At 57.7% G+C, this 18762-nt stretch carries 21 protein-coding genes; 9 read left to right on the top strand and 12 right to left on the bottom strand.

From position 1 onward, the window contains the following. Positions 1-54: 54 nt before the first annotated feature. Positions 55-720: a DsbA family protein gene (locus tag ACR0I7_RS09835; protein WP_480510471.1), complete on the bottom strand. Its 666-nt coding sequence runs from the start codon at positions 718-720 to the stop codon at positions 55-57. A 13-nt stretch (positions 721-733) separates the two neighbouring features. Beyond that, positions 734-1240: a DUF721 domain-containing protein gene (locus tag ACR0I7_RS09830; RefSeq protein WP_480510469.1), complete on the bottom strand. Its 507-nt coding sequence runs from the start codon at positions 1238-1240 to the stop codon at positions 734-736. An 81-nt stretch (positions 1241-1321) separates the two neighbouring features. Here ACR0I7_RS09830 and mutY point away from each other — a divergent pair, with 81 nt between their 5' ends. Together mutY and ACR0I7_RS09820 are read left to right on the top strand one after the other, a co-directional pair. Next, on the top strand, positions 1322-2377 hold the full coding sequence (gene mutY / locus ACR0I7_RS09825) for an A/G-specific adenine glycosylase (RefSeq protein ID WP_480510467.1): 1056 nt from the start codon (positions 1322-1324) through the stop codon (positions 2375-2377). Between the two features lie 57 nt (positions 2378-2434). Continuing rightward, a complete protein-coding gene (locus ACR0I7_RS09820) occupies positions 2435-3568 on the top strand; it encodes an alkane 1-monooxygenase (RefSeq protein ID WP_480510465.1) in 1134 nt (377 codons plus the stop codon). A gap of 52 nt (positions 3569-3620) precedes the next feature. Here ACR0I7_RS09820 and ACR0I7_RS09815 read toward each other — a convergent pair whose 3' ends face one another. From ACR0I7_RS09815 to ACR0I7_RS09800, 4 genes are all read right to left on the bottom strand, one after another. Beyond that, the gene (locus ACR0I7_RS09815; protein ID WP_480510463.1) at positions 3621-5039 is read right to left on the bottom strand and encodes an adenylate/guanylate cyclase domain-containing protein; all 1419 of its coding nucleotides are present in this window, start codon (positions 5037-5039) and stop codon (positions 3621-3623) included. Positions 5040-5178: 139 nt separating this feature from the next. Further along, the gene (locus ACR0I7_RS09810) at positions 5179-6282 is read right to left on the bottom strand and encodes a DNA methyltransferase (RefSeq protein ID WP_480510461.1); all 1104 of its coding nucleotides are present in this window, start codon (positions 6280-6282) and stop codon (positions 5179-5181) included. 105 nt (positions 6283-6387) lie between these two features. Continuing rightward, positions 6388-7005 carry a ribonuclease HII gene (locus ACR0I7_RS09805; protein WP_480510459.1) on the bottom strand — a complete coding sequence of 206 codons (618 nt, stop codon included), beginning with the start codon at positions 7003-7005 and terminating at the stop codon, positions 6388-6390. Positions 7006-7116: 111 nt separating this feature from the next. Beyond that, the gene (locus ACR0I7_RS09800; RefSeq protein ID WP_480510457.1) at positions 7117-7578 is read right to left on the bottom strand and encodes a hypothetical protein; all 462 of its coding nucleotides are present in this window, start codon (positions 7576-7578) and stop codon (positions 7117-7119) included. Between the two features lie 176 nt (positions 7579-7754). Between ACR0I7_RS09800 and ACR0I7_RS09795 the strand changes: the two genes are divergently transcribed. From ACR0I7_RS09795 to ACR0I7_RS09785, 3 genes are all read left to right on the top strand, one after another. Next, positions 7755-8042, top strand: a complete 288-nt coding sequence (locus ACR0I7_RS09795; RefSeq protein WP_480510455.1) for a hypothetical protein — start codon at positions 7755-7757, stop codon at positions 8040-8042. Further along, a complete protein-coding gene (locus ACR0I7_RS09790) occupies positions 8014-8715 on the top strand; it encodes a winged helix-turn-helix domain-containing protein (RefSeq protein ID WP_480510453.1) in 702 nt (233 codons plus the stop codon). Before ACR0I7_RS09795 ends, ACR0I7_RS09790 begins: the two co-directional genes overlap by 29 nt. 114 nt (positions 8716-8829) lie before the next feature. Continuing rightward, positions 8830-10401, top strand: coding sequence for a DUF427 domain-containing protein (locus tag ACR0I7_RS09785; RefSeq protein ID WP_480510451.1), 1572 nt, complete (start codon positions 8830-8832; stop codon positions 10399-10401). A 36-nt stretch (positions 10402-10437) separates the two neighbouring features. Here the strand turns inward: ACR0I7_RS09785 and ACR0I7_RS09780 are convergent, their stop codons facing one another. The 6 genes from ACR0I7_RS09780 to ACR0I7_RS09755 all read right to left on the bottom strand — a co-directional run bounded on the left by ACR0I7_RS09780 (position 10438) and on the right by ACR0I7_RS09755 (position 14125). Next, positions 10438-11229 (bottom strand): DUF1217 domain-containing protein, encoded by a 792-nt coding sequence (locus ACR0I7_RS09780; protein ID WP_480510449.1) that lies wholly within the window; start codon positions 11227-11229, stop codon positions 10438-10440. Then, positions 11226-11627 carry a flagellar biosynthesis repressor FlbT gene (gene flbT / locus ACR0I7_RS09775; protein WP_480510447.1) on the bottom strand — a complete coding sequence of 134 codons (402 nt, stop codon included), beginning with the start codon at positions 11625-11627 and terminating at the stop codon, positions 11226-11228. The genes ACR0I7_RS09780 and flbT overlap by 4 nt, the downstream gene beginning before the upstream one ends. Further along, positions 11627-12001, bottom strand: coding sequence for a flagellar biosynthesis regulator FlaF (gene flaF / locus ACR0I7_RS09770; RefSeq protein WP_480510445.1), 375 nt, complete (start codon positions 11999-12001; stop codon positions 11627-11629). The genes flbT and flaF overlap by 1 nt, the downstream gene beginning before the upstream one ends. A gap of 78 nt (positions 12002-12079) precedes the next feature. Next, positions 12080-13291, bottom strand: a complete 1212-nt coding sequence (locus ACR0I7_RS09765; protein ID WP_480510443.1) for a flagellin N-terminal helical domain-containing protein — start codon at positions 13289-13291, stop codon at positions 12080-12082. A 209-nt stretch (positions 13292-13500) separates the two neighbouring features. Then, positions 13501-13860: a flagellar biosynthesis protein FlgN gene (locus ACR0I7_RS09760; RefSeq protein WP_480510441.1), complete on the bottom strand. Its 360-nt coding sequence runs from the start codon at positions 13858-13860 to the stop codon at positions 13501-13503. Beyond that, complete coding sequence (locus tag ACR0I7_RS09755; protein WP_480510439.1) at positions 13844-14125, bottom strand: rod-binding protein; 282 nt, start codon at positions 14123-14125, stop codon at positions 13844-13846. The genes ACR0I7_RS09760 and ACR0I7_RS09755 overlap by 17 nt, the downstream gene beginning before the upstream one ends. Before the next feature lie 111 nt (positions 14126-14236). Between ACR0I7_RS09755 and fliK the strand changes: the two genes are divergently transcribed. The 4 genes from fliK to ACR0I7_RS09735 all read left to right on the top strand — a co-directional run bounded on the left by fliK (position 14237) and on the right by ACR0I7_RS09735 (position 18716). Further along, positions 14237-15463 (top strand): flagellar hook-length control protein FliK, encoded by a 1227-nt coding sequence (gene fliK, locus ACR0I7_RS09750; protein WP_480510437.1) that lies wholly within the window; start codon positions 14237-14239, stop codon positions 15461-15463. 3 nt (positions 15464-15466) lie between these two features. Then, complete coding sequence (locus ACR0I7_RS09745; protein WP_480510435.1) at positions 15467-16129, top strand: flagellar hook capping FlgD N-terminal domain-containing protein; 663 nt, start codon at positions 15467-15469, stop codon at positions 16127-16129. 73 nt (positions 16130-16202) lie between these two features. After that, the gene (locus ACR0I7_RS09740) at positions 16203-17051 is read left to right on the top strand and encodes an aminoglycoside phosphotransferase family protein (RefSeq protein WP_480510433.1); all 849 of its coding nucleotides are present in this window, start codon (positions 16203-16205) and stop codon (positions 17049-17051) included. Between the two features lie 267 nt (positions 17052-17318). Then, positions 17319-18716, top strand: coding sequence for an aspartate aminotransferase family protein (locus ACR0I7_RS09735; protein WP_480510431.1), 1398 nt, complete (start codon positions 17319-17321; stop codon positions 18714-18716). The last annotated feature ends 46 nt before the right edge of the window (positions 18717-18762 follow it).

The raw sequence follows: 18762 nt of genomic DNA, 5'->3' as shown, positions 1-18762 counted from the left end.
CTGGCTGGCACGGGTCAGACGCTGGCCGGATCAAACCGCCCAGCGCCACTGTCGTCAGTTGCCCAGCTCTTCTTCGATCAGCTTCTTGAACTCTTCGTAAGACTGGTTTTCGACCTTTTTGCCGTTCACCACGAAGGACGGGGTAGCCTGCACGCCGTCGCGCTCGGCGTTTTCCTGATACCACGCGACCAGAGTCTGTGCGCGGGTGCCGTCCTGCAGACAAGCCTCAAGCTGATCGTTCTCGATCCCGGCAAGACGGCCGATCTTGCGCAGCTCTTCCACGATTTCGGCAGGCCCACCGGCGCGGGTCCACTCACCCTGGCCCTGATAGATCAGATCGGTGATGCCAAAGAACTTTTCGGGCCCGGCGCAGCGCGCCACCATCGACGCCCACAGACCGTAGCGATCAAAATAGACCTCGCGATAGGTGAACTTTACCTTTCCGGTATCGATAAAGTCTTTCTTAAGCTGCTTGTAGGGCCCCGCATGGAAATTCGCGCAATGCGGGCAAGTGTAGGACGCATATTCCACAATCTCGACGGGCGCATCTTCGGCCCCCAGAACCATCTCAACAATGGTCGATGTATCCAGATCGGCATCCTGCGCCTCAGCAGCACCAACCAGCACATTTGCAGGTGCGGTATTCGACGTTTGTGTCAGCCAGTAGCCGCCAGCGGCGACGGCAACGGCCGCACATATTACGGTTGCAATACGGCTCATTCTCAGCCCTTTCTCAGCGTTTCTGCTTGGATAAAACGTTGCGACCCAGACGTTCAAGGGCAGCGCGCAAATCACCATCGTGAATATCGCGTGACACTTTGTCCGCCTCGGCGACAATTTCTGGTGCAATAATAGGTTTCGCCTCTTTCGGCTTGTGATCGAAACTGGCCTGCCCCTCGGCAAATCCTGTCGGAGCGGTCTGGGTGATCCGGACGCGGCTGATAGCGTTATAGCCATAGACCGCATTTACCTTATCGCGCAGCTGCTCTTTCTGCATCTCAAGCATTGGGGCCTGCGGGCCAGTGGTCAGCACGGTCAGCGTAGCACCGAACCCGCCCTTACCGTATCCCACCGTCACCGGGCGCGCGATTGCTGCGGTATCCTGCCCAACGATCTCGGCCCAATGCGTCAGCAGCCTTGAAACGGCGAACCCCCGGCTTTCCCCGGCGCGCCGTATCTGGTCATTCAGCAAAGTCGCGGTGCGTTTGAACCCGCGGGTCGAAGAACGTCTGCGCTGCATCTGGTTTCTAACTCCTGCGCCGCTATTGTAATGGGCAGAGGGCCGGACACCAGAGAAACCCGACAGGGAGATAGATAAAACTTGCGTGACACCCATGAATTCGACCTCAGCGCTGCGTTGCTGGAATGGTACGACCGCCACGCCCGCGAGATGCCCTGGCGGGTTAGCCCCGCAGATCGCGCAGCCGGGGCGCGACCCGACCCCTATCGGGTCTGGCTGTCTGAGGTCATGCTGCAGCAAACCACCGTGGCGGCTGTTCACGACTATTTCTTGCGCTTCACCGCCCGCTGGCCGCGGGTTGATCTGCTGGCAGCCGCACCAGATGATCAGGTTATGGCCGAATGGGCTGGGCTGGGCTACTACGCCCGGGCCCGAAATCTGCTGAAATGCGCGCGTGTCGTCACCGAAGAACACAACGGGCAATTTCCCCAAACTTATGACGCGTTGATCAAATTGCCCGGGATCGGCCCCTACACGGCTGCGGCAATCGCGGCCATCGCCTTTGATCAGCCCGAAACCGTTCTGGATGGCAATGTGGAACGCGTCATGGCGCGCCTCTATGACATTCATGATCCCCTGCCCGGATCAAAACCCCTGTTGAAAGAACAGGCCGCATCACTGACGCCTGATCAGCGTCCCGGAGACTATGCGCAGGCGGTCATGGATCTGGGGGCCACCATCTGCACCCCCAAGACTGCCGCCTGCGGGATTTGCCCCTTGCGCGACCCATGTCAGGCGCGCGCGGCAGGAACCTATAAAGAACTGCCGCGCAAGACGCCCAAAAAACCAAAACCCACGCGGCTGGGCCATGTCTATATCGCACAGCGCCGGGATGGCGCGTTGCTATTGGAACGCCGCCCCGACAAAGGCTTGCTGGGCGGAATGCTGGGCTGGCCCGGCTCCGAGTGGTCAGACGCGCCGGCCGAAGCGCCGCCGTTTTCTGCAGACTGGGCCGTGCTCTCTGGCGAAGTTCGACATACCTTTACCCATTTCCACCTGATCCTGCAGGTCTGGACCGCAGAACTGGCCGATGAGGCCCCCCCGCCGGGTCTGGTCATACTCGACAAACACAGCTTCCGCCCCAGCGCCCTGCCAACCGTCATGCGAAAGGCCTACGACCTTTGGCGCGGCCATTAGACCGCTGTGCAAACATTCCAACCCGGTCTAGCTTGCCGATGAAGATTGGAGCACAAGATGAGCAACCCAGACACACTCTCACGATGGCAATCGGCGCTACCCTTCTGGATGTCTTACCTGCTGATCCCCCTGTTGTGGTTCAGCGCTGTACTGGGCAGCTGGTGGATTCTTCTGGTGCCTTTGTCGACCTGGTGGGCCTTTGCCGTTCTGGACCGTCTGACGGGCCCAAATCTGGAGAATGCTGACCCCGAAACGCCCGACAGCCAGCTTCGGTGGTATATTCTGCTCACGAGAGTCTGGGCGCCGGTGCAATTCATCACACTCTTTGGCCTGATCTGGTACACCACCCATGCCGGGCATCTGTCTTCGGTCGAAAAAATCGCCTTGTTCTTTGGCATGGGCGTGATCTCGGGAACCATCGGCATCAATTACAGTCACGAGCTTATGCACCAACAGGGCCGGGTCGAGCGCTGGCTTGGCGACATCCTTCTGGCAATGGTCCTGTACTCACATTTCCGCTCTGAACACCTGCTGGTACACCACCGCTATGTCGGAACCCCCCGTGATCCGGTAACGGCCCGATATAACGAAGGGTTTCACCGCTTCTACCCCCGCGTTTTGCGCGAAAGCCTGATCTCGGCCTTCCGGGCCGAGCGGCAAAAGCTTGCCCGTAAAGACCGACCATGGACCGACGCGTCCAATCCGTTCTGGCGGTATTGGACGCTGCAATCCGCCATGTTGTTACTGGCGCTGCTGCTGGGCGGCTGGGCCGGTCTGTGTCTGTTCCTCGTTCAGGCGGGTACGGCGATCTGGCAGCTGGAGCTGGTCAACTATGTAGAACATTACGGTTTGACGCGAAAACATCTGGGCGATGGCAAATACGAACACGTGCGCCCGTGCCATTCGTGGAATTCGTCGCAAAAGGCATCGAACTGGCTGCTGATCAACCTGCAGCGTCATTCCGACCATCACTACAAACCGAACCGCCGCTTTCCTCTCTTGCAGCACCATACGCAGGATGCCGCGCCGCAACTGCCCTACGGATATCCTGTCATGACGGTGGCCGCGATGATCCCGCCGCTCTGGCGACGGGTTATGAATCCAAGAGTGCGGGCGTGGCGGCAGCAGTACTATCCCGAGATTGCCGACTGGAAACCCTATAATAGGGTCGAAAATCCCATGCCTCTCTGACCGCCCGCAGCGCGCAGAAGCGCGCTGCCACGCCCAACAGGCGACATCGCATCTATGATGCGTTGTTAGTCGGCGGGAGCGGCCCAGCTGACAATGCCCACACATGCATGTTGTCTTCGACCCCGCGCACAACCTGATCCTCGACCGGGTCGAAGCCTATCATCAGATCCTGCCCCTCGTGATCCTCGTCCAGCACCTGAGCGCGCAGTTCATCGCTGACGATCACCCTGGCCGCCAGTTCGCGGGTCAGCGCCTCAAGCTTGGCAGCCACGTTCACGGCATTGCCGATCACCGCAAACTCCAGTCGGTTGGCACCGATATCGCCTAAAACAACCGAACCATAGTGAAGACCGATGCCAACGTGAATCTCAGGGTCTCCGGCGCGGCGACGTTCGAGGTTCCAACGGTCGATCGCTTCGGTCATGGCCCGCGCACAGGCCAAGGCATTGGTTGCATCCTGTGCCGTGGGAACTGGCGTCCCAAACGTGGCCATCAACCCATCGCCCAGATATTTGTCCAGGGTGCCGTGATGGCGAAACACTTCCGTTTCCATCCGGGCATGAAATCCGCGCAACACCTCGATCACATCGTAGGGATCGCGCCCTGAGGCAAATTTGGTAAAGCCCACAATGTCGATAAAAAGAACTGCAACGTTTTCCTTGCGGACGCGCTTTAGCGGTTCGTCATTGTTACTCAGCTCCTCAACAACATTGGGCGAAAAATAGCGCGACAGATTGGCCCTCTCACGCTCAAGCCCGGCATTGGTCATCAACAATCGATTGAGGCGCCGCATCGACACACCCAGTGTTACCGCGACCATCACAAAGATAATCACTTGCTGGATGCGTAAAGCTGGCATGAAGCTGTTCGGGTCAAGCATCTCTGCAACTGCTGGATACTCCCGCAAGGCGTCGGCAACCCCTTCGCTGAGCCCCGAAATAGGGGATGAGAGCCACCATGCAATGATCCACCCCGCCGTCCACATCAGCGCAGTCCAAGATCCAATCGCGATCACGGTACGCCAGGAATAGGCCAGCGTTCCTGCTGCGAGAATGATGAAGAAATACTGGAAGTTATCGAACCGGTACTGCATCGCCAGCGGCCTCACGTCATCGCTGAACGGATTGGGGACAATCATGCCCAGCGTCATGATCAGCAAATCCACAAAGATCAGCAGGAGCTCGGTTCGGGATTGCCCCACACGCCCGGCCCGGCGGATCAGCCAGCCGTTTGCGCAGATCAGCAAAAGGATGAAATGATACCAGAGCACCTCCCATTGAGGGTTCAGGTAGATCAACAACAGGCCAGTCAGACCCATCGCAATCCATCGGGCGCGGACGGCCAGTTCCAAACCCTCGCGCTTATTCCGCTCCAGTGCAGCTTCGGTATATTTGTTATCCAGATCGAAATTGTCCGGCTGCGTGACAAACAGCCTGCTCAGACGGGATTGGCTGGCGGTAGTCTCGGTCATTGCCTTCATCTCCCAAAGGGGCAGTCAGGGACGGCCTATGCAATCATCTTGTGCACAAAAACAAAAGACCCCGCCGGGGTCGGCGGGGCAAGGCTTAGTGCCTTGTGTCAGGCCACAGGCACCGGCGGTATTTGGTAAATCAGTTGTGCATCTCAGACCGGATCTGCTGGCGCAGCACGTCGATCGGCACGGTTTTGCCGTCGCGCTTGAAACACCAGTAGGTCCAGCCGTTGCATGACGGCGCGTTCTCAAGATGCGCACCGACCTGATGGATCGAGCCTTTGACGTTGTCGCCCACCAATGTGCCATCAGCGCGCACCTTAGCCTTGTGGCGCTGGTTCATGGAATACAGCTCTTCGCCCGGGCGCAACATGCCGCGTTCGACCAATTGGCCAAAGGGCACGCGCGGTTCGGCGCGTTTGCTGGCGCTGACCTCAAGCGCCTCGCGGTCGAACTTGCGCACCTTGGCAATGCGTTTCTCAGCCACCTTGCGATAGCTTTCTTCGCGCTCGATCCCGATGAATTCACGGCCCAGCATCTTGGCGACCGCACCCGTCGTACCCGTGCCAAAGAACGGGTCCAGAACCACATCACCCGGATTGGTCGACCCAATCAGAACGCGATGCAACAACGATTCCGGTTTCTGCGTCGGATGTGCCTTGTCACCGTTTTCATCCTTCAGGCGCTCGTGTCCGGTACAGATCGGCAGCACCCAGTCGCTGCGCATCTGCACACCTTCGTTCAGGGCTTTCAGCGCCTCATAGTTGAAAGTGTATTTCGCACCTTCGCGTTTGGACGCCCAGATCATCGTTTCATGCGCGTTGGTGAACCGTTTGCCGCGAAAATTCGGCATAGGGTTCGACTTTCGCCAGACCACATCGTTCAGAATCCAGTATCCCGCGTCCTGCAGGGCCGAACCCACGCGGAAGATGTTGTGATAGGACCCGATTACCCAGATCGCACCATTGGGTTTCAGCAGACGATGCGCTGCCTTCAACCACTCACGCGTGAATTGGTCATAAGCGCCAAAGCTGGAAAACTGATCCCAGTGATCGTCGACCGCATCGACCTGCGAATTATCCGGGCGGTGCAACTGACCCTTCAGCTGCAGATTATACGGCGGATCCGCGAAAATCAGATCAACCGATGCCTCGGGCAGACTGTTCATCGTTTCGATGCAGTCCCCAGATAGAATCGTGTTTAAAGGGAGCGCGGTTGCGCCCTTTGTCTTGGTCGTAGTCATATCACTGCCTCAGTTCCACGGCGCTTTTGCGCTCATTTGGTTGAGACAAGGATGAGTCAAAGATGATTCGCCGTCAATTTCTTTTTTGAATCAGCAACTTACAATTTACTCTTGATACAAGATATTGTGGACCGGTTTGAACGAACGCCTATGATGTGGGGTCACACCAAGATTTTGCAGCGCTTGCCTGTGTTGTTTTGACGGATAGCCTGCGTTTGTCTCCCAGCCATAGCCGGGATGCTGTTGCGCTAAATCCACCATCAGCTGATCGCGCCAGTTTTTTGCAAGGATCGAAGCGGCGGCAATCGAGACGGACCGCCCGTCCCCTTTGACAACGGCCTGCGACGGGATCGTCAGGCCGCGCGGAATCATATTGCCGTCAATCAACAGGAAATCAGGCGCAGAGCTGAGCGCCGCCACGGCGCGTTCCATCGCAAGATGCGAGGCACGCAGGATATTGATTTGATCAATCTCGGCGACCGATGCCTCAGCGATAGCGTATTCAGAGCGGTCGCGAATTGCATCGTCCAATATCGCCCTGCGTTTCGCGGTCAGCTTCTTCGAGTCGTTCAGCCCATCGGGTATTTGCCCCGGGCTCAAAATGACCGCTGCGGCCACAACCGGCCCGGCCAACGGCCCGCGACCAACCTCGTCCACGCCAGCGACCCTGAGATGCCCCTGCGCAATCAGCGCCTGTTCCAATTCAAAATTCGGTGTCGTCATGACGATGCCAAATCGCGTTTCACTCTCAATCGCAAGACAAAAAAGAGAGGGCCGCTTGCGCCGCCCTCCCCTGCGCGGCGCTTCTGCGGCACCGCTCCTGCTCAGACCTGGTTACTTGTAGACGACACGGTATCCCTTCTGGCGCAGGCATGCGGGTTCATATGCCCGCTTAACCTTGTTGCCGTTCCAGAACCCGACCTTGCACTGCTGAGGCAGGCTATCTGCATAGTGATAATGCTTCTTCAGACATCTTGGCGCCAAGAGCGGACGCTGAGAGTACTCGTCAAAATGACGCAAGCACCGCTTAGGCAAATCATACTGCGCAACACGATCAGGCACCGGGCGTACGGGGTAGGTTTCTATAGTCGGCTCCTGATACACTGGTGCCGGCTGACGGGTGACGCGGTCTTTGCGTTTTTCCTTGTTATAGTGATTGACCGCTGCGCCGATGATGGCAATCGCGGCAAGCCCCCCCAGAATATCCTTGGTATCTGCGGCCCGCGCCTGAGAGGCTGAAACGCCGGTAACGGCAACGGCTGTGGCAACGATCAAAGCAATGAATTTACGGTACATGATGCGGGTCCTTTCGATAGATGGGGCGGGTCCGTAACAGACCGCGAAACTGATGACCCAACCTTGGGCACCCACCCTCAGGACAAGCAATAACCGCTGCCTGCTATCTGATATCATCCAGCCCAAACCCCTTAAGTTATTGAATATCGCGCCAAGCCATGCGCAGGATACGGCCTATGAAACAGCTCTTATCTTCTCTGCTAATCGCAGCCCTGATATCGCTTGGTTCTGCGGCTTCAGCCGCAGATTGCTATGCGGACTACAAAGCCAAGCAGGATAATCCCCTGCGTCTGCATTATGGCGTCATGCAGGTTTCGGCCTGCTCGAAAGGTCAGGCCGCAAACGAGGTTGCCCAACGCCTTCAAGCCTCAGGCTGGACCTTGCTGAATGTCATGTCCGTTTTCGGGCCTGAAGGGTTGGATCAGAGGAAGGCCAATGCCGGAAAATTCTATCTCCGTTTCTGAGGCGCGACGGTCCGGCGCAAGGCTGGTTGGCGCGGGTATTGTGGCCATCGTGGTGATCCTGGTGACCGCGGCCGTGTTTCTGCTGTGGACGCTTCCCGACGCCAATGCCTTCAACGCGCGGGTCGAGCGCCTGTTCATCGAAAGCGACCTGACATCGCAGACCGAAATCCGATTGCTTGAAATTCTGGCGCAATCGGGCACCGCCTTTGCTGATACGCTGTCCAGCTACCGAATGGTGATCTTTGTGTTGCTGGTCTTTGCCAGTGCCATGCTGATCAGCGCGCTGGTGTTTTTGGTGATGCTAGTGACGATCAACCGACGCATGGCCCAAATCGAACGGACCGGCATTCAGGTCACATCTTTGCTGATCAGCCGTGAAGAGAACACGGTTTATCTGAACAATATGGATTTCAAACTTACCCCTGCAGCAATGGAAACGCTGTCGGTGCTCGCGGAATCCCGGCTGGACGACGAAGTGCTCTCAGGCGTTGAAATCGAGGCGATGATATCCGGTAAGAACCCCGCTGATTGCGAAGAAGCGGCCGGCGCCACCCGGATCAAGCGCCTGCGGGATGCATTGGGCAATCAGATGGTCAGCGAGCTGCTGGTAAAGAATATCGCAAAGCGCGGATATATGCTGTCGATCGAGAAAGATGTCATTCAAATGATCTGACATGTGCAACGGCGGCCCAAGCCCGCGCGTCGATATGATAAATTCTGCATCGCCCCCCTTGGAAATGAGCGCCTCAACGCCCATCATAGTGACCTGTGCAAGCGGAGGTTGCCGATGAACATCCACGCCACGCCAAATATCAAAGGTTATGGAATCTCTGTCGAACCGTTGACAGGCCGGGTCGCCATCTATCGGGGCGATGTCCTTTTGGCCGAAAGCAACGATGCCAAGGTCATGTATGAAACGCGACTGGCGCCGGTAATCTATGTTCCGCAACAAGACGTCCGCGTCACTCTGAGTGGTGAGACAGACCTGCAGACATTCTGTCCTTTCAAGGGAACGGCCAGCTATCACGACATCATGCTACCCGGCGAAACCCTCACCAATTCGGTCTGGGCCTATGAAGATGCTCTGCCCGAAAGCAAGGCGATCCAGGGCCATATCGGCTTCATGCCAGGCTCATATACAGACATTGATCTTGGCGATAACACGTTGCGCGAGTCGCGGGATGGCAACATCAGCGGCCCATTGATCGACTGGCTGATGCGCGGTGCGTCAACCATCGACACGCCTGACGCTTTCACCAAAGCGCTGGCTGAAAAAATGATGGACCACGGGATCGCAATTCAGCGGCTGAGTATTCTTGTCTGGTCCTTGCATCCCCTTATCGCGGGCAAACACTATGTCTGGGAAAAAGGTGACAAAGAAATCGCCACCTACACACCAAGCTATGAAATTCATGACCATCCGGCCTTCACCAACAGCCCGCTGCGGCATGTCTCCAATGGGCTGGGTGGGGTACGACAACGTCTGAACAGCGAAAACTCGAGCAACAGTTTCCCCATTATGGAGGACTTGCGGGCCAAAGGGGCAACCGACTATGTGGCGATGCCACTACCATTCTCCGACGGTCGCACCAATGTGATCACTTTGACCTGTGACCATCCCGACGGTTTTACTACCGAAAACCTTGGGTTGGTGTTCGAGTGCTCGTCGGTCATCGCGCGATACTATGAGGTTTTCATGCAGCGCGAAAATGCACAGGCGTTGCTGGAGACCTATGTCGGAAAACGAACCGGCGCGCGCGTTTTGGGTGGTGATATTCGGCGCGGCGATGGCGACGATATTGATGCCGCGATTATGTTTTGCGATTTGCGCAACTCAACCAGCCTTGAAGAACAATTGGGACGCAGCGCCTATATCACATTGCTGAACGAGTTTTTTGAAACGGTGTCCGGCATCGTTCATGGCAATGGTGGTGAAGTGCTGAAGTTTATCGGTGACGCTGTTCTTGCCGTATTCCCGGCAGGCGATGACGCCCCCAAAGCGCGGGAAAACGCACAGCGTACGGCCATCGAAATTGTCGAAAGACTGGCTGAACTCCGCACGTCTGAAACCGACCATCATTGCGACTGCTCCATCGGGGTGGCATATGGGCGCGTTACTTATGGCAATGTGGGATCGCGCGAACGGCTGGATTTCACTGTCATCGGACAGGCGGCCAATGTCGCGGCCCGCCTTGGCGAATATGGTAAGTCCACCAACCACAGGATCGTGGTATCAGAAGATATCGAACCTGCGTGCAAGCATGCGGTCCCGCTTGGGGCGGTAAAGCTGCATAACGTGTCCCGACCCGTTACCTCGTATGCCCTGCGCACCGCGGCGGATCTCGTGTTAGACGGCTGACGTCTGAGCGCCTCGTTCCTCTCGTTTTTTGGGGGGTCACGCGCCCAACAGTATCAGGGCGGTTTGTCCGGGGGATATGGTGTTCTGAAGCTGCGCAATCTGACTGCGCGCCAGAAATGTATCTGTCAATGTCTCGATAGCGGTCTGATCCGAATACTGCGAAAGATCGCCGGACCCGTTAAGAGCAGAGAGCTTGTCACGAAACACAACCAGTTGCTTATCAATATCGAGCTGCCCAAAGGCAGGCGGCAGACCCAGCGCCGTCTCCATCATGTTGCGTAAAGGGGGCAATCCCATCAAATCAAACCATTTCCGGGTCTCGCTGCCATCTTGAACGGCCAGATCCTTTAACGCATGCTGCGCATAAAGCGCGATACGCATCGCATCGTCCGACTGCCCGACCGAGACCTCAAAACGCGCAGTCAGATTGTCTTCGGCCACCCTTTCCATGTTGGTGATCAGGCCGGTTTTGCGCACTGCGCCCGGCCCTAGGCCAAAGGCGTCCGAGAACTCGCGATAGCGCCGATCCGCCAACCGGTTTGCCAAGGCATCGTCTGCCTGGGTGCCATCGGACAAGATTTTCTGGATGAAGTATCGATTGTTGATATCCCCTTCCAAACCAAACGCGCCAAGAGCCACCTGCAATAACCTGCGATCCGAGACCAGATCTTCTGCCGATCTCACGTTACGGATATTTTCCAGAAAGTACTTGGTCTCGCGTTCCTGCACGGCAGAGGCAGAAAATGTCTGCAGTTGGGCGTCGTAGGTCCGTTGCAGAAAACGCCAACCAACCAACCCTCCTGTGGGTATGACCGGCTGGAATGTCATTGCTTATACGCCATCAGGCGTTCTTCTCGCGGCAACAAGGTGCGAAGGGACTTGAGGCACTTGTAATATTGCTCGGCAACCAGCGCCTCTGTGGCTTCAGACAGAACGCGGCGGCTATCGGCGTCAGTGAACACCTGGCTCAGCTCTTCTACCCGGCGCAAAAGCTGCTGACGCGAATCCCCACCTTGCATATCACCGGACAGCACCAGCTGTGCCGCATAGCAGACGCGCCGCACCGGAGTAGTGACCTCTTCTGGGTGGATGGCATCGCGCAGACGTAACACATTTGCCTGCGGTGTCATGATCGAAAAGCGACTGCGGCGATCGCCGTTTTCGATGACGACGCCATTGATCAGAACCCGCTCTTTCGGGGCGAGTTTCAGGACAAGACCCCCCATCAGCTTGCCCCCATCTGCCGCAGCCCGCGCAAAACCGCCATGTTGATTTCCAACAGAGGCTCGACCGGCGCCTTGTTGCCCAGAATCTGGCTGCTGTGTTGTTCGGTGAACTCTGCAAGATAAAAGATGCGCGCGCGCAAATCATTGGGCAACGCATTGTCCGCGTCGGACACGCCGGTCGCCAGCACCGTCCAGAGCCGCCGATTTTCATGCAAAGCCTGCACAAACGCTCCGAAATCCGTAGCTTTGCGCGTAGCCGCCATGCGGAGCCGCTGTGTAATCTTCGAAATCGCCTCGTATTCCGTATCCCGAGGCGTACGGGTCGGAGCTGCGGTTTGCGCGTATGCGCGCTGTGCGAGCGTCTGGGGTGTCACTTGAAATCCTTCCAATTGGCCGTCTAGGGGCGGTCAAGGTCGGGGCGCGGTGAACGCGCCCCGACCATTATCTTTGGATCAGCGGAACAGCGACAGGATCGACTGCGGCGCCTGGTTTGCAATCGACAGCGACTGTGTCGCCAGCTGCTGCTGCACCTGAAGCGCCTGCAGACGCGCCGAGGTCTCTTCCATATCGGCATCAACCAGCGAACCGATACCGGATTTGAACGAGTCGGCCAGATTCGAGATAAACTCTTTCTGGGTTTCAATCCGGCTCTGCGAGGACCCAAACGCGGCCGAAGCATCAATCGACGTATCGATCAGGGATTCAACCGCAGCCAAGGCAGCAGTCGCGCCAGCGCCAGTTGAAACATCGATTCCGGTCAGGGCGCCCAGGCCACCCGACCCTGCGTTCACATATTGAGCCGAGAACGAAAGATCGCTGCCAGTGCCGTTTGTGACCGACAGGGTCCCTGCGGTGCCTGAGTCATAGTCAACGGTGAGACCCGTGATACCCAGTTCTTCGATCTTCGCCTTCAGACCCACGGCAACAAGATCGCCCGTGGTGGTTGCTGCCGCATCAGCCGCAGAAACGGTGTAGGATACAACCTGATCGTTGATTGCCACGACCACCTTGTCCCCTGCCGCAAAGGCGCCACTGGATTCATCCGTTACCAGAGCCGTTGCCGAGGTCGCGCCATTGTCGATCGTGGCGCCGACACGGTCGTTGCCGGTGGAGGCACCGGTCGAGCCGTCAAACACCTGCGCCGTAACATAACCACCAGTTGACAGGTTCTGACCAGCAACTGAGATCGATGAAGCGGTCACGTTGCCCAGGTTATCACGATCCAGAGACGCAAGGATCGATGCGGACCCCGCCGAACCATCCACAAGATTCAGGCCATTAAACTGCGCCGCGCTTACGACAGATGCGATCTGATCTTTCAGTGCGGTCACATCGTCATTGATCTTGCCACGATCCACGTTGTCTTCCTGCGCCGCAACGATCTTACCCTTCATCTGGGTCAGAAGATCAGTCACAGTCTCAGCCGCGTTCCGCGCCACCGCAACGGTCGACTCACCCAGCGCCAGACTGTCTTTGATCGCGTTGAAGCCGTTGACGTCAGATTCCATTACTTTGGAAATCGCCCAGACAGCCGAGTTGTCCTTTGCCGTGGCAACATCTTTACCGGTCGAGATCGCGTTCTGGGTCTGCGCAAGGTTCTTGTTAACCGATTTCAGGGTTTGCAACGCAACCATTGCGCCATTGTTTGTCAGAATACTGGACATGCTTTGTCATCCTTTTCCGTTCGGGGCTTTCATCGCCCATATCCACCCACCGAAACCGGCAGGCATATCTGTCGTTCTGACCTGTGCGATGTACCATTCGGTGTTCGCGCCACCTGCCTCTCAGGTGCGAGCCCACCTTGGCCTCCTATCCCCTAACGGAGTGCTAAAACGCCCTGACCTAAAAACTTGCATTTGATTCAATCCGGGGCCTAAGCCCGCTTTTCCAGTTTGGCCTGCCCTCTTACAGCAAAGCCGCTGCGCTGTCCGGCGGCGTCATAAGTGCTGAATTCCTGACGGACACGCCGCAACTCGGACATGCGAAGGGCAACGGCCCGAATCCCGTCGGCGGCACTGGTCAACAACGCCTGATTGCGCGTGACCTTGTCATGCAAGCGACTTAAATCGTCGCTCTCGCGGACCTGCATGTCATTCAGGGCGCCAATCAGTTTTTCCTTTTCGGGCATCATTTGATCCAGACGCTCCAACTCACCGTCGACAAGTGCTGCGCGCTCAAGGTCCAGCAAGTCTTCGAGCGCCCTAATCAGGTCCGTTTCAGGATGTTTCGGCATGTGTTTTCTCCATCATTGCGGCAAACAGAATCTCAGCCAGACCAACACCACCGGATTGCGCCAGTTGCTGCGCCTGATGCTGCACAAGAAACGAGGCGAACTGATCCTCGCCAGCGCCACCGCCAAAGGTTTGCCGTGTTTTGCCCAGCCCTGCGGATTTCAGCATTTCTGCAAGAAACGTGGCCTCCATCTCTGTCGCGGCCTGCCGCAGTCTGGACTGAGGCGGCAAGGTCTGGCCGGGGGCTGTCGTGATCGGGACAGTCATTGTGATCTCCGGAATTTGCTTCGAACTTTCATGATCAAAAGGGAAAGCAGTTAAAATAAACGTAACCTCCTGAGGGCAGAGTGCCGGTGATACAAACGGAGCCGGAGCAAAATGCCCAATCCTCTGACAATAATGACGACTGGCGCGCAACCACATCCCAAGCCTGAGGCGGCCCGGCCTGAGGGTCGGGAAACCAAGGGATCAGCGTTTCAGCAGATACTGGACGAAGAGGCGGCGGCGCAGGGCGACGGGGAGCAGGCGCTTGCCCCGGGCCAGCCCGTCGCCGAAGCGGAGGCTGAAGGAATAGCCGACGCGACTCCTCTGGAGGCCGAGCTTGAAACTGCGGAAAACGCAGAAGAAACTCCGGCACCGGTCGCTGAACTTGTTGATACGAAAACAGGCAGCCAGACTGCGCCTTTGCCGCATACGGCCCCCACGGTTCCGCAAGTTGATCAGGCTCTTACGCGCCAGCCAGGCGACAGACCCTCAGAGCGGCAAACAGTGCTGTCCCCAGAGGCGGCCATGCCCAAGACCAGTCCAGAGGCATCCGTTAAGCCTGATGTGGCACCGGTCACTGCGCTATCGGCGCGCGCATCTCGGACCGCGTCGCAGCCCCAGAACCCGGTCGCCGCACAGGTTATCACCATACGGGCAGCAAGTGGTGTTGAGGCGCAAAGCGCAAAAGAAGAACGTGTCCAGCCACCTGCACCGGACGATGCCCGCGCACCCGATACCGCATCCTATGTCGGGAAACCGGTTCCGGCCGCGCAAACCGCCCGAATCGCCGCTCAGATACCTCAGCCGCCGGCTGTAGACGGGCCGCCATCGGACACGGCCACAACCGGCGAGGATGCAAAGGATATCCAGCCCCTCAGGGACGCGTCCGCGACCTCTTCGACAAGAGAGGCCGCCCCCACACTTCATTCAGGACGTGCAGCAGCGCGGGCCGATACCGCGCGCGCAATCGCGGGCCAGTTGGCGGCGGTTGTTACAACCCGCCCCGGCTCTGGGGCGGTCGAAATCGCCCTCAATCCCGAAGAGCTGGGGCGCGTCTCAATCACGCTGAACGGGCGCGAGGATGGCATGCATCTGCTGATCGCTGCAGATCGTCCGGAAACACTGGAGCTGATGCGCCGACACCTTTCTGTCTTGTCAGCAGAATTTCAAAAGCTGGGCTACGGCGATATCTCGTTTGATCTTGGTATGTCGCATGACCCCCAGCACGATCACCATCAGGACCGCGCCGCACTGATTTCCGGAGCGGATGACGTTGAACCCGAAACCCACGCGACCATCGAACGAACAGCCCCGGATCGGGGCCTGGATATGAGGTTATAAACCATGATCACGGCGACAAGCGCAGCCAATCAGGCATATCAGCAACAATCCGGGGCACAGACGCAAAGCTCTGCCCTGACCTCGGATTTTGAAACCTTCCTGAAGATGCTGACCGCGCAAGCGCAGAATCAGGATCCGCTGGAACCGCTCGATTCATCCGAATATGCCTCGCAGCTCGCGCAGTTTTCGATGGTGGAACAGCAGGTTCAGACGAATGACCTGCTGGCACAATTGACCATTGCCATGGGCAGCGTAAACCTGAATGAGCTATCCAGCTGGGTCGGCATGAATGTCAAAACCGCAGCGGCCTTTCAGTTCGGCAGCGAACCTGTTCAGATTTTTGCTCAGGCGGATCCCGGGGCAGACAAGGCGATGCTGGTCGTGAAAGATGCCGCAGGCGATGTCATCGACCGCATCCCCGTTGATGTCACCGAGAGTGAATTCACCTGGGCTGGTGTGGACGGTTCGGGAGACCCAGTCCCGCCCGGAACGTACTCGGCGTCGCTGGAGAGCTACAAGAACGAAGACCTGCTCTCCTCTAGCCCGGCATCTACCTACAGCCTTGTGGTTGAGGCTCAGGTCGGGGATGAGGGTGTCCTGCTGACGCTGAACAGCGGCGATGTTGTCACGACCGGAGACGTCATGGCGATCCGCACCGACGCTTGATCTGGCTGGGTTAACGGGCCAAACCTTGGTGGACTAAGATTCGCCGCAGACAAAGGTTAGGCCGCTGTCCAAAATGCCCTCCCCACCCGCCGGCCTTGTCAGGCAACTGTGTGATGAGGACCTTCTGGCAATAAGTGCCCGATTTGAAACGCTGTATGGTGGGCGGACCAATCGGGTCTGGAAGGTTCTGGACACTGAGGGTGACAAAGTACTCAAGCTCTACAATTCAGCGCTGTTGAACCCGCTGTTCCGCAATGATGGCGCTCTCGAAGCCAGATGTTTGCGCGCGCTTGAGGCAACGGGTTTTGTGCCGCGGCTGCGGGCTGTAGGGCACTATGAAAGTGACAGTTGGGTTCTCTATGATCACGCGCCCGGTTCGCCCTGGCGCGAGGGCACAGCAACGGTTGGCAAGCTGCTTAAAAGGTTCCACAGGCTGCCGCTTTCCATCGATGCGCCGTCGGGATGCAATGGCAGCGACGATCTTGCCCGACACGGAGCCCGCATATTGGCGGCGTGTAAATCCGAGCGCGCGCACCAACTTGCAGACCTGCACCCGCAATCGCATGTCCCGCCCCTTTCGACCAGAAGGCTGATTCATGGTGATACGGTCGCGGGAAATATTCTTGTTTCAGAAGAGGGGCTTACGCTGATCGACTGGCAATGCCCGGCATGGGGTGACCCCTGTGAGGACCTCGCACTTTTCCTCTCGCCCTCAATGCAACAGCTCTATCGTGGCGCGCCACTTTCAGACGCCGAGCAGATGTCGTTCCTATCCGCCTATGGCGACACCGACATCGTCGACCGCTACAAAGCACTGCGCCCGTGGTACGCATGGCGCATGGCCGCCTATTGCCTGTGGCGCAGCGAAAACGGCGCCCCGGATTATGAGGCAGGGTATCATTTGGAGATAAAGGCGTTTTAGCACCACAACCTGCCCCCAGAAATGCGCGCCAGCGAGATGGCGTTGTCACCGGCATTGATCCTCACTTTCTGTGCGGCCGAAGCGATAGTTCCGAGACCTGAAAAGATCCTGACCCGAAAGCGAGAAGCCATCCATCAACTGAGACCGGACCACCTGCTGGTCCCTCGCCGGGTATGGGTTTCTTAACCAGCACCTTGGCAAACGCCTGAGGTCAGGATTTAAGTTGATCATATGTGATCCACACAGGCTGCTGCCGGAGATTTTCTCATGTCCACAATCACCAATCACATGCCCACCATCGAGTTGCAGGCCCTAGATGCAGCCCATCACATGCATCCGTTCTCAGCCAACGGGGCGTTGGGACAAGAAGGCGCGCGTGTCATCACCCGCGCCAAAGGCGTTTATCTGACAGACAGCGACGGCGCGGACATTCTGGACGCGATGTCCGGACTTTGGTGTGTAAATATTGGCTATGGCCGCAATGAACTGGCCGAAGCGGCTGCGCGCCAGATGCGTGAACTGCCTTACTACAACACGTTCTTCAAAACCACGCACGTCCCTGCCATCGCGTTGTCGGCGAAACTCGCCGAACTTGCGCCAGGCGATCTGAACCACGTGTTCTTCTCCGCCGGGGGGTCCGAGGCGAACGATACCAACATCCGCCTGGTGCGCACCTACTGGGCCGAAAAAGGCCGGCCAGATAAGAACATCATCATAAGCCGCAGGAACGGCTATCATGGCTCTTCTGTCGGATCGGCATCGCTGGGCGGCATGCCCGCGATGCATGCACAGGGCGGTATTCCGATTCCAAACGTCCACCACATCAACCAGCCAAACTGGTGGGCCGAAGGCGGAGATTTATCTCCCGCAGAATTCGGACTGACCCGCGCACGGGAGCTTGAGCAAGCCATCGAGGAACTGGGCGAGGATCGGGTTGTGGCCTTCATCGCCGAACCCGTTCAGGGCGCAGGCGGGGTCATCGTCGCCCCCGAAACCTATTGGCCCGAGATCCAGCGCATATGCGATAAATACGACATCCTGCTGATCGCGGATGAGGTCATCTGCGGCTTTGGGCGTACCGGCAACTGGTTCGGATCGGAGACAGTAGGCATCAGACCGCATATCATGACGATCGCAAAGGGCCTCAGCTCCGGTTATGCCCCAATTGGCGGCTCTATCGTCTGCGACGACGTGGCCACGGTCATCGCGGGCACCGAATTCAACCACGGCTATACATATTCAGGTCATCCGGTCGCGGCCGCCGTGGCACTGGAGAATCTGCGTATCCTCGAAGAAGAAAAGATCATTGATCATGTGCGGGATGTCGCTGCCCCCTATCTGAAAGAGAAATGGGAAGGATTGGTGGCGCATCCGCTGGTTGGTGAGGCAAAAATTGTCGGCATGATGGCCTCGATTGCTTTGACCCCCGACAAGGCAAGCCGCGCCATGTTCGCATCGGCACCCGGCACCATCGGCAATATCTGCCGCGACCGCTGCTTTGCCAATAATCTGATCATGCGCCATGTCGGAGATCGTATGATCATCGCCCCCCCGCTGATTATGACACCCGCAGATATCGATGAAATGTTTGTTCGCATCTTAAAGTCGTTGGACGAAGCGCTGGCCGAAATTCGTAAACAAGGCCTGATGAAAGCGGCAGGATAGGCCTGCCGATTGGCGCAATGCTCCAGTCAGGCCCTGCGGGGGACTC

The sequence above is a fragment of the Ruegeria sp. AM1 genome (genome assembly GCF_056540745.1).
The sequence above is the reverse complement of the archived record's forward strand: the minus strand, read 5'-3'. Positions and strand labels throughout refer to the sequence as shown.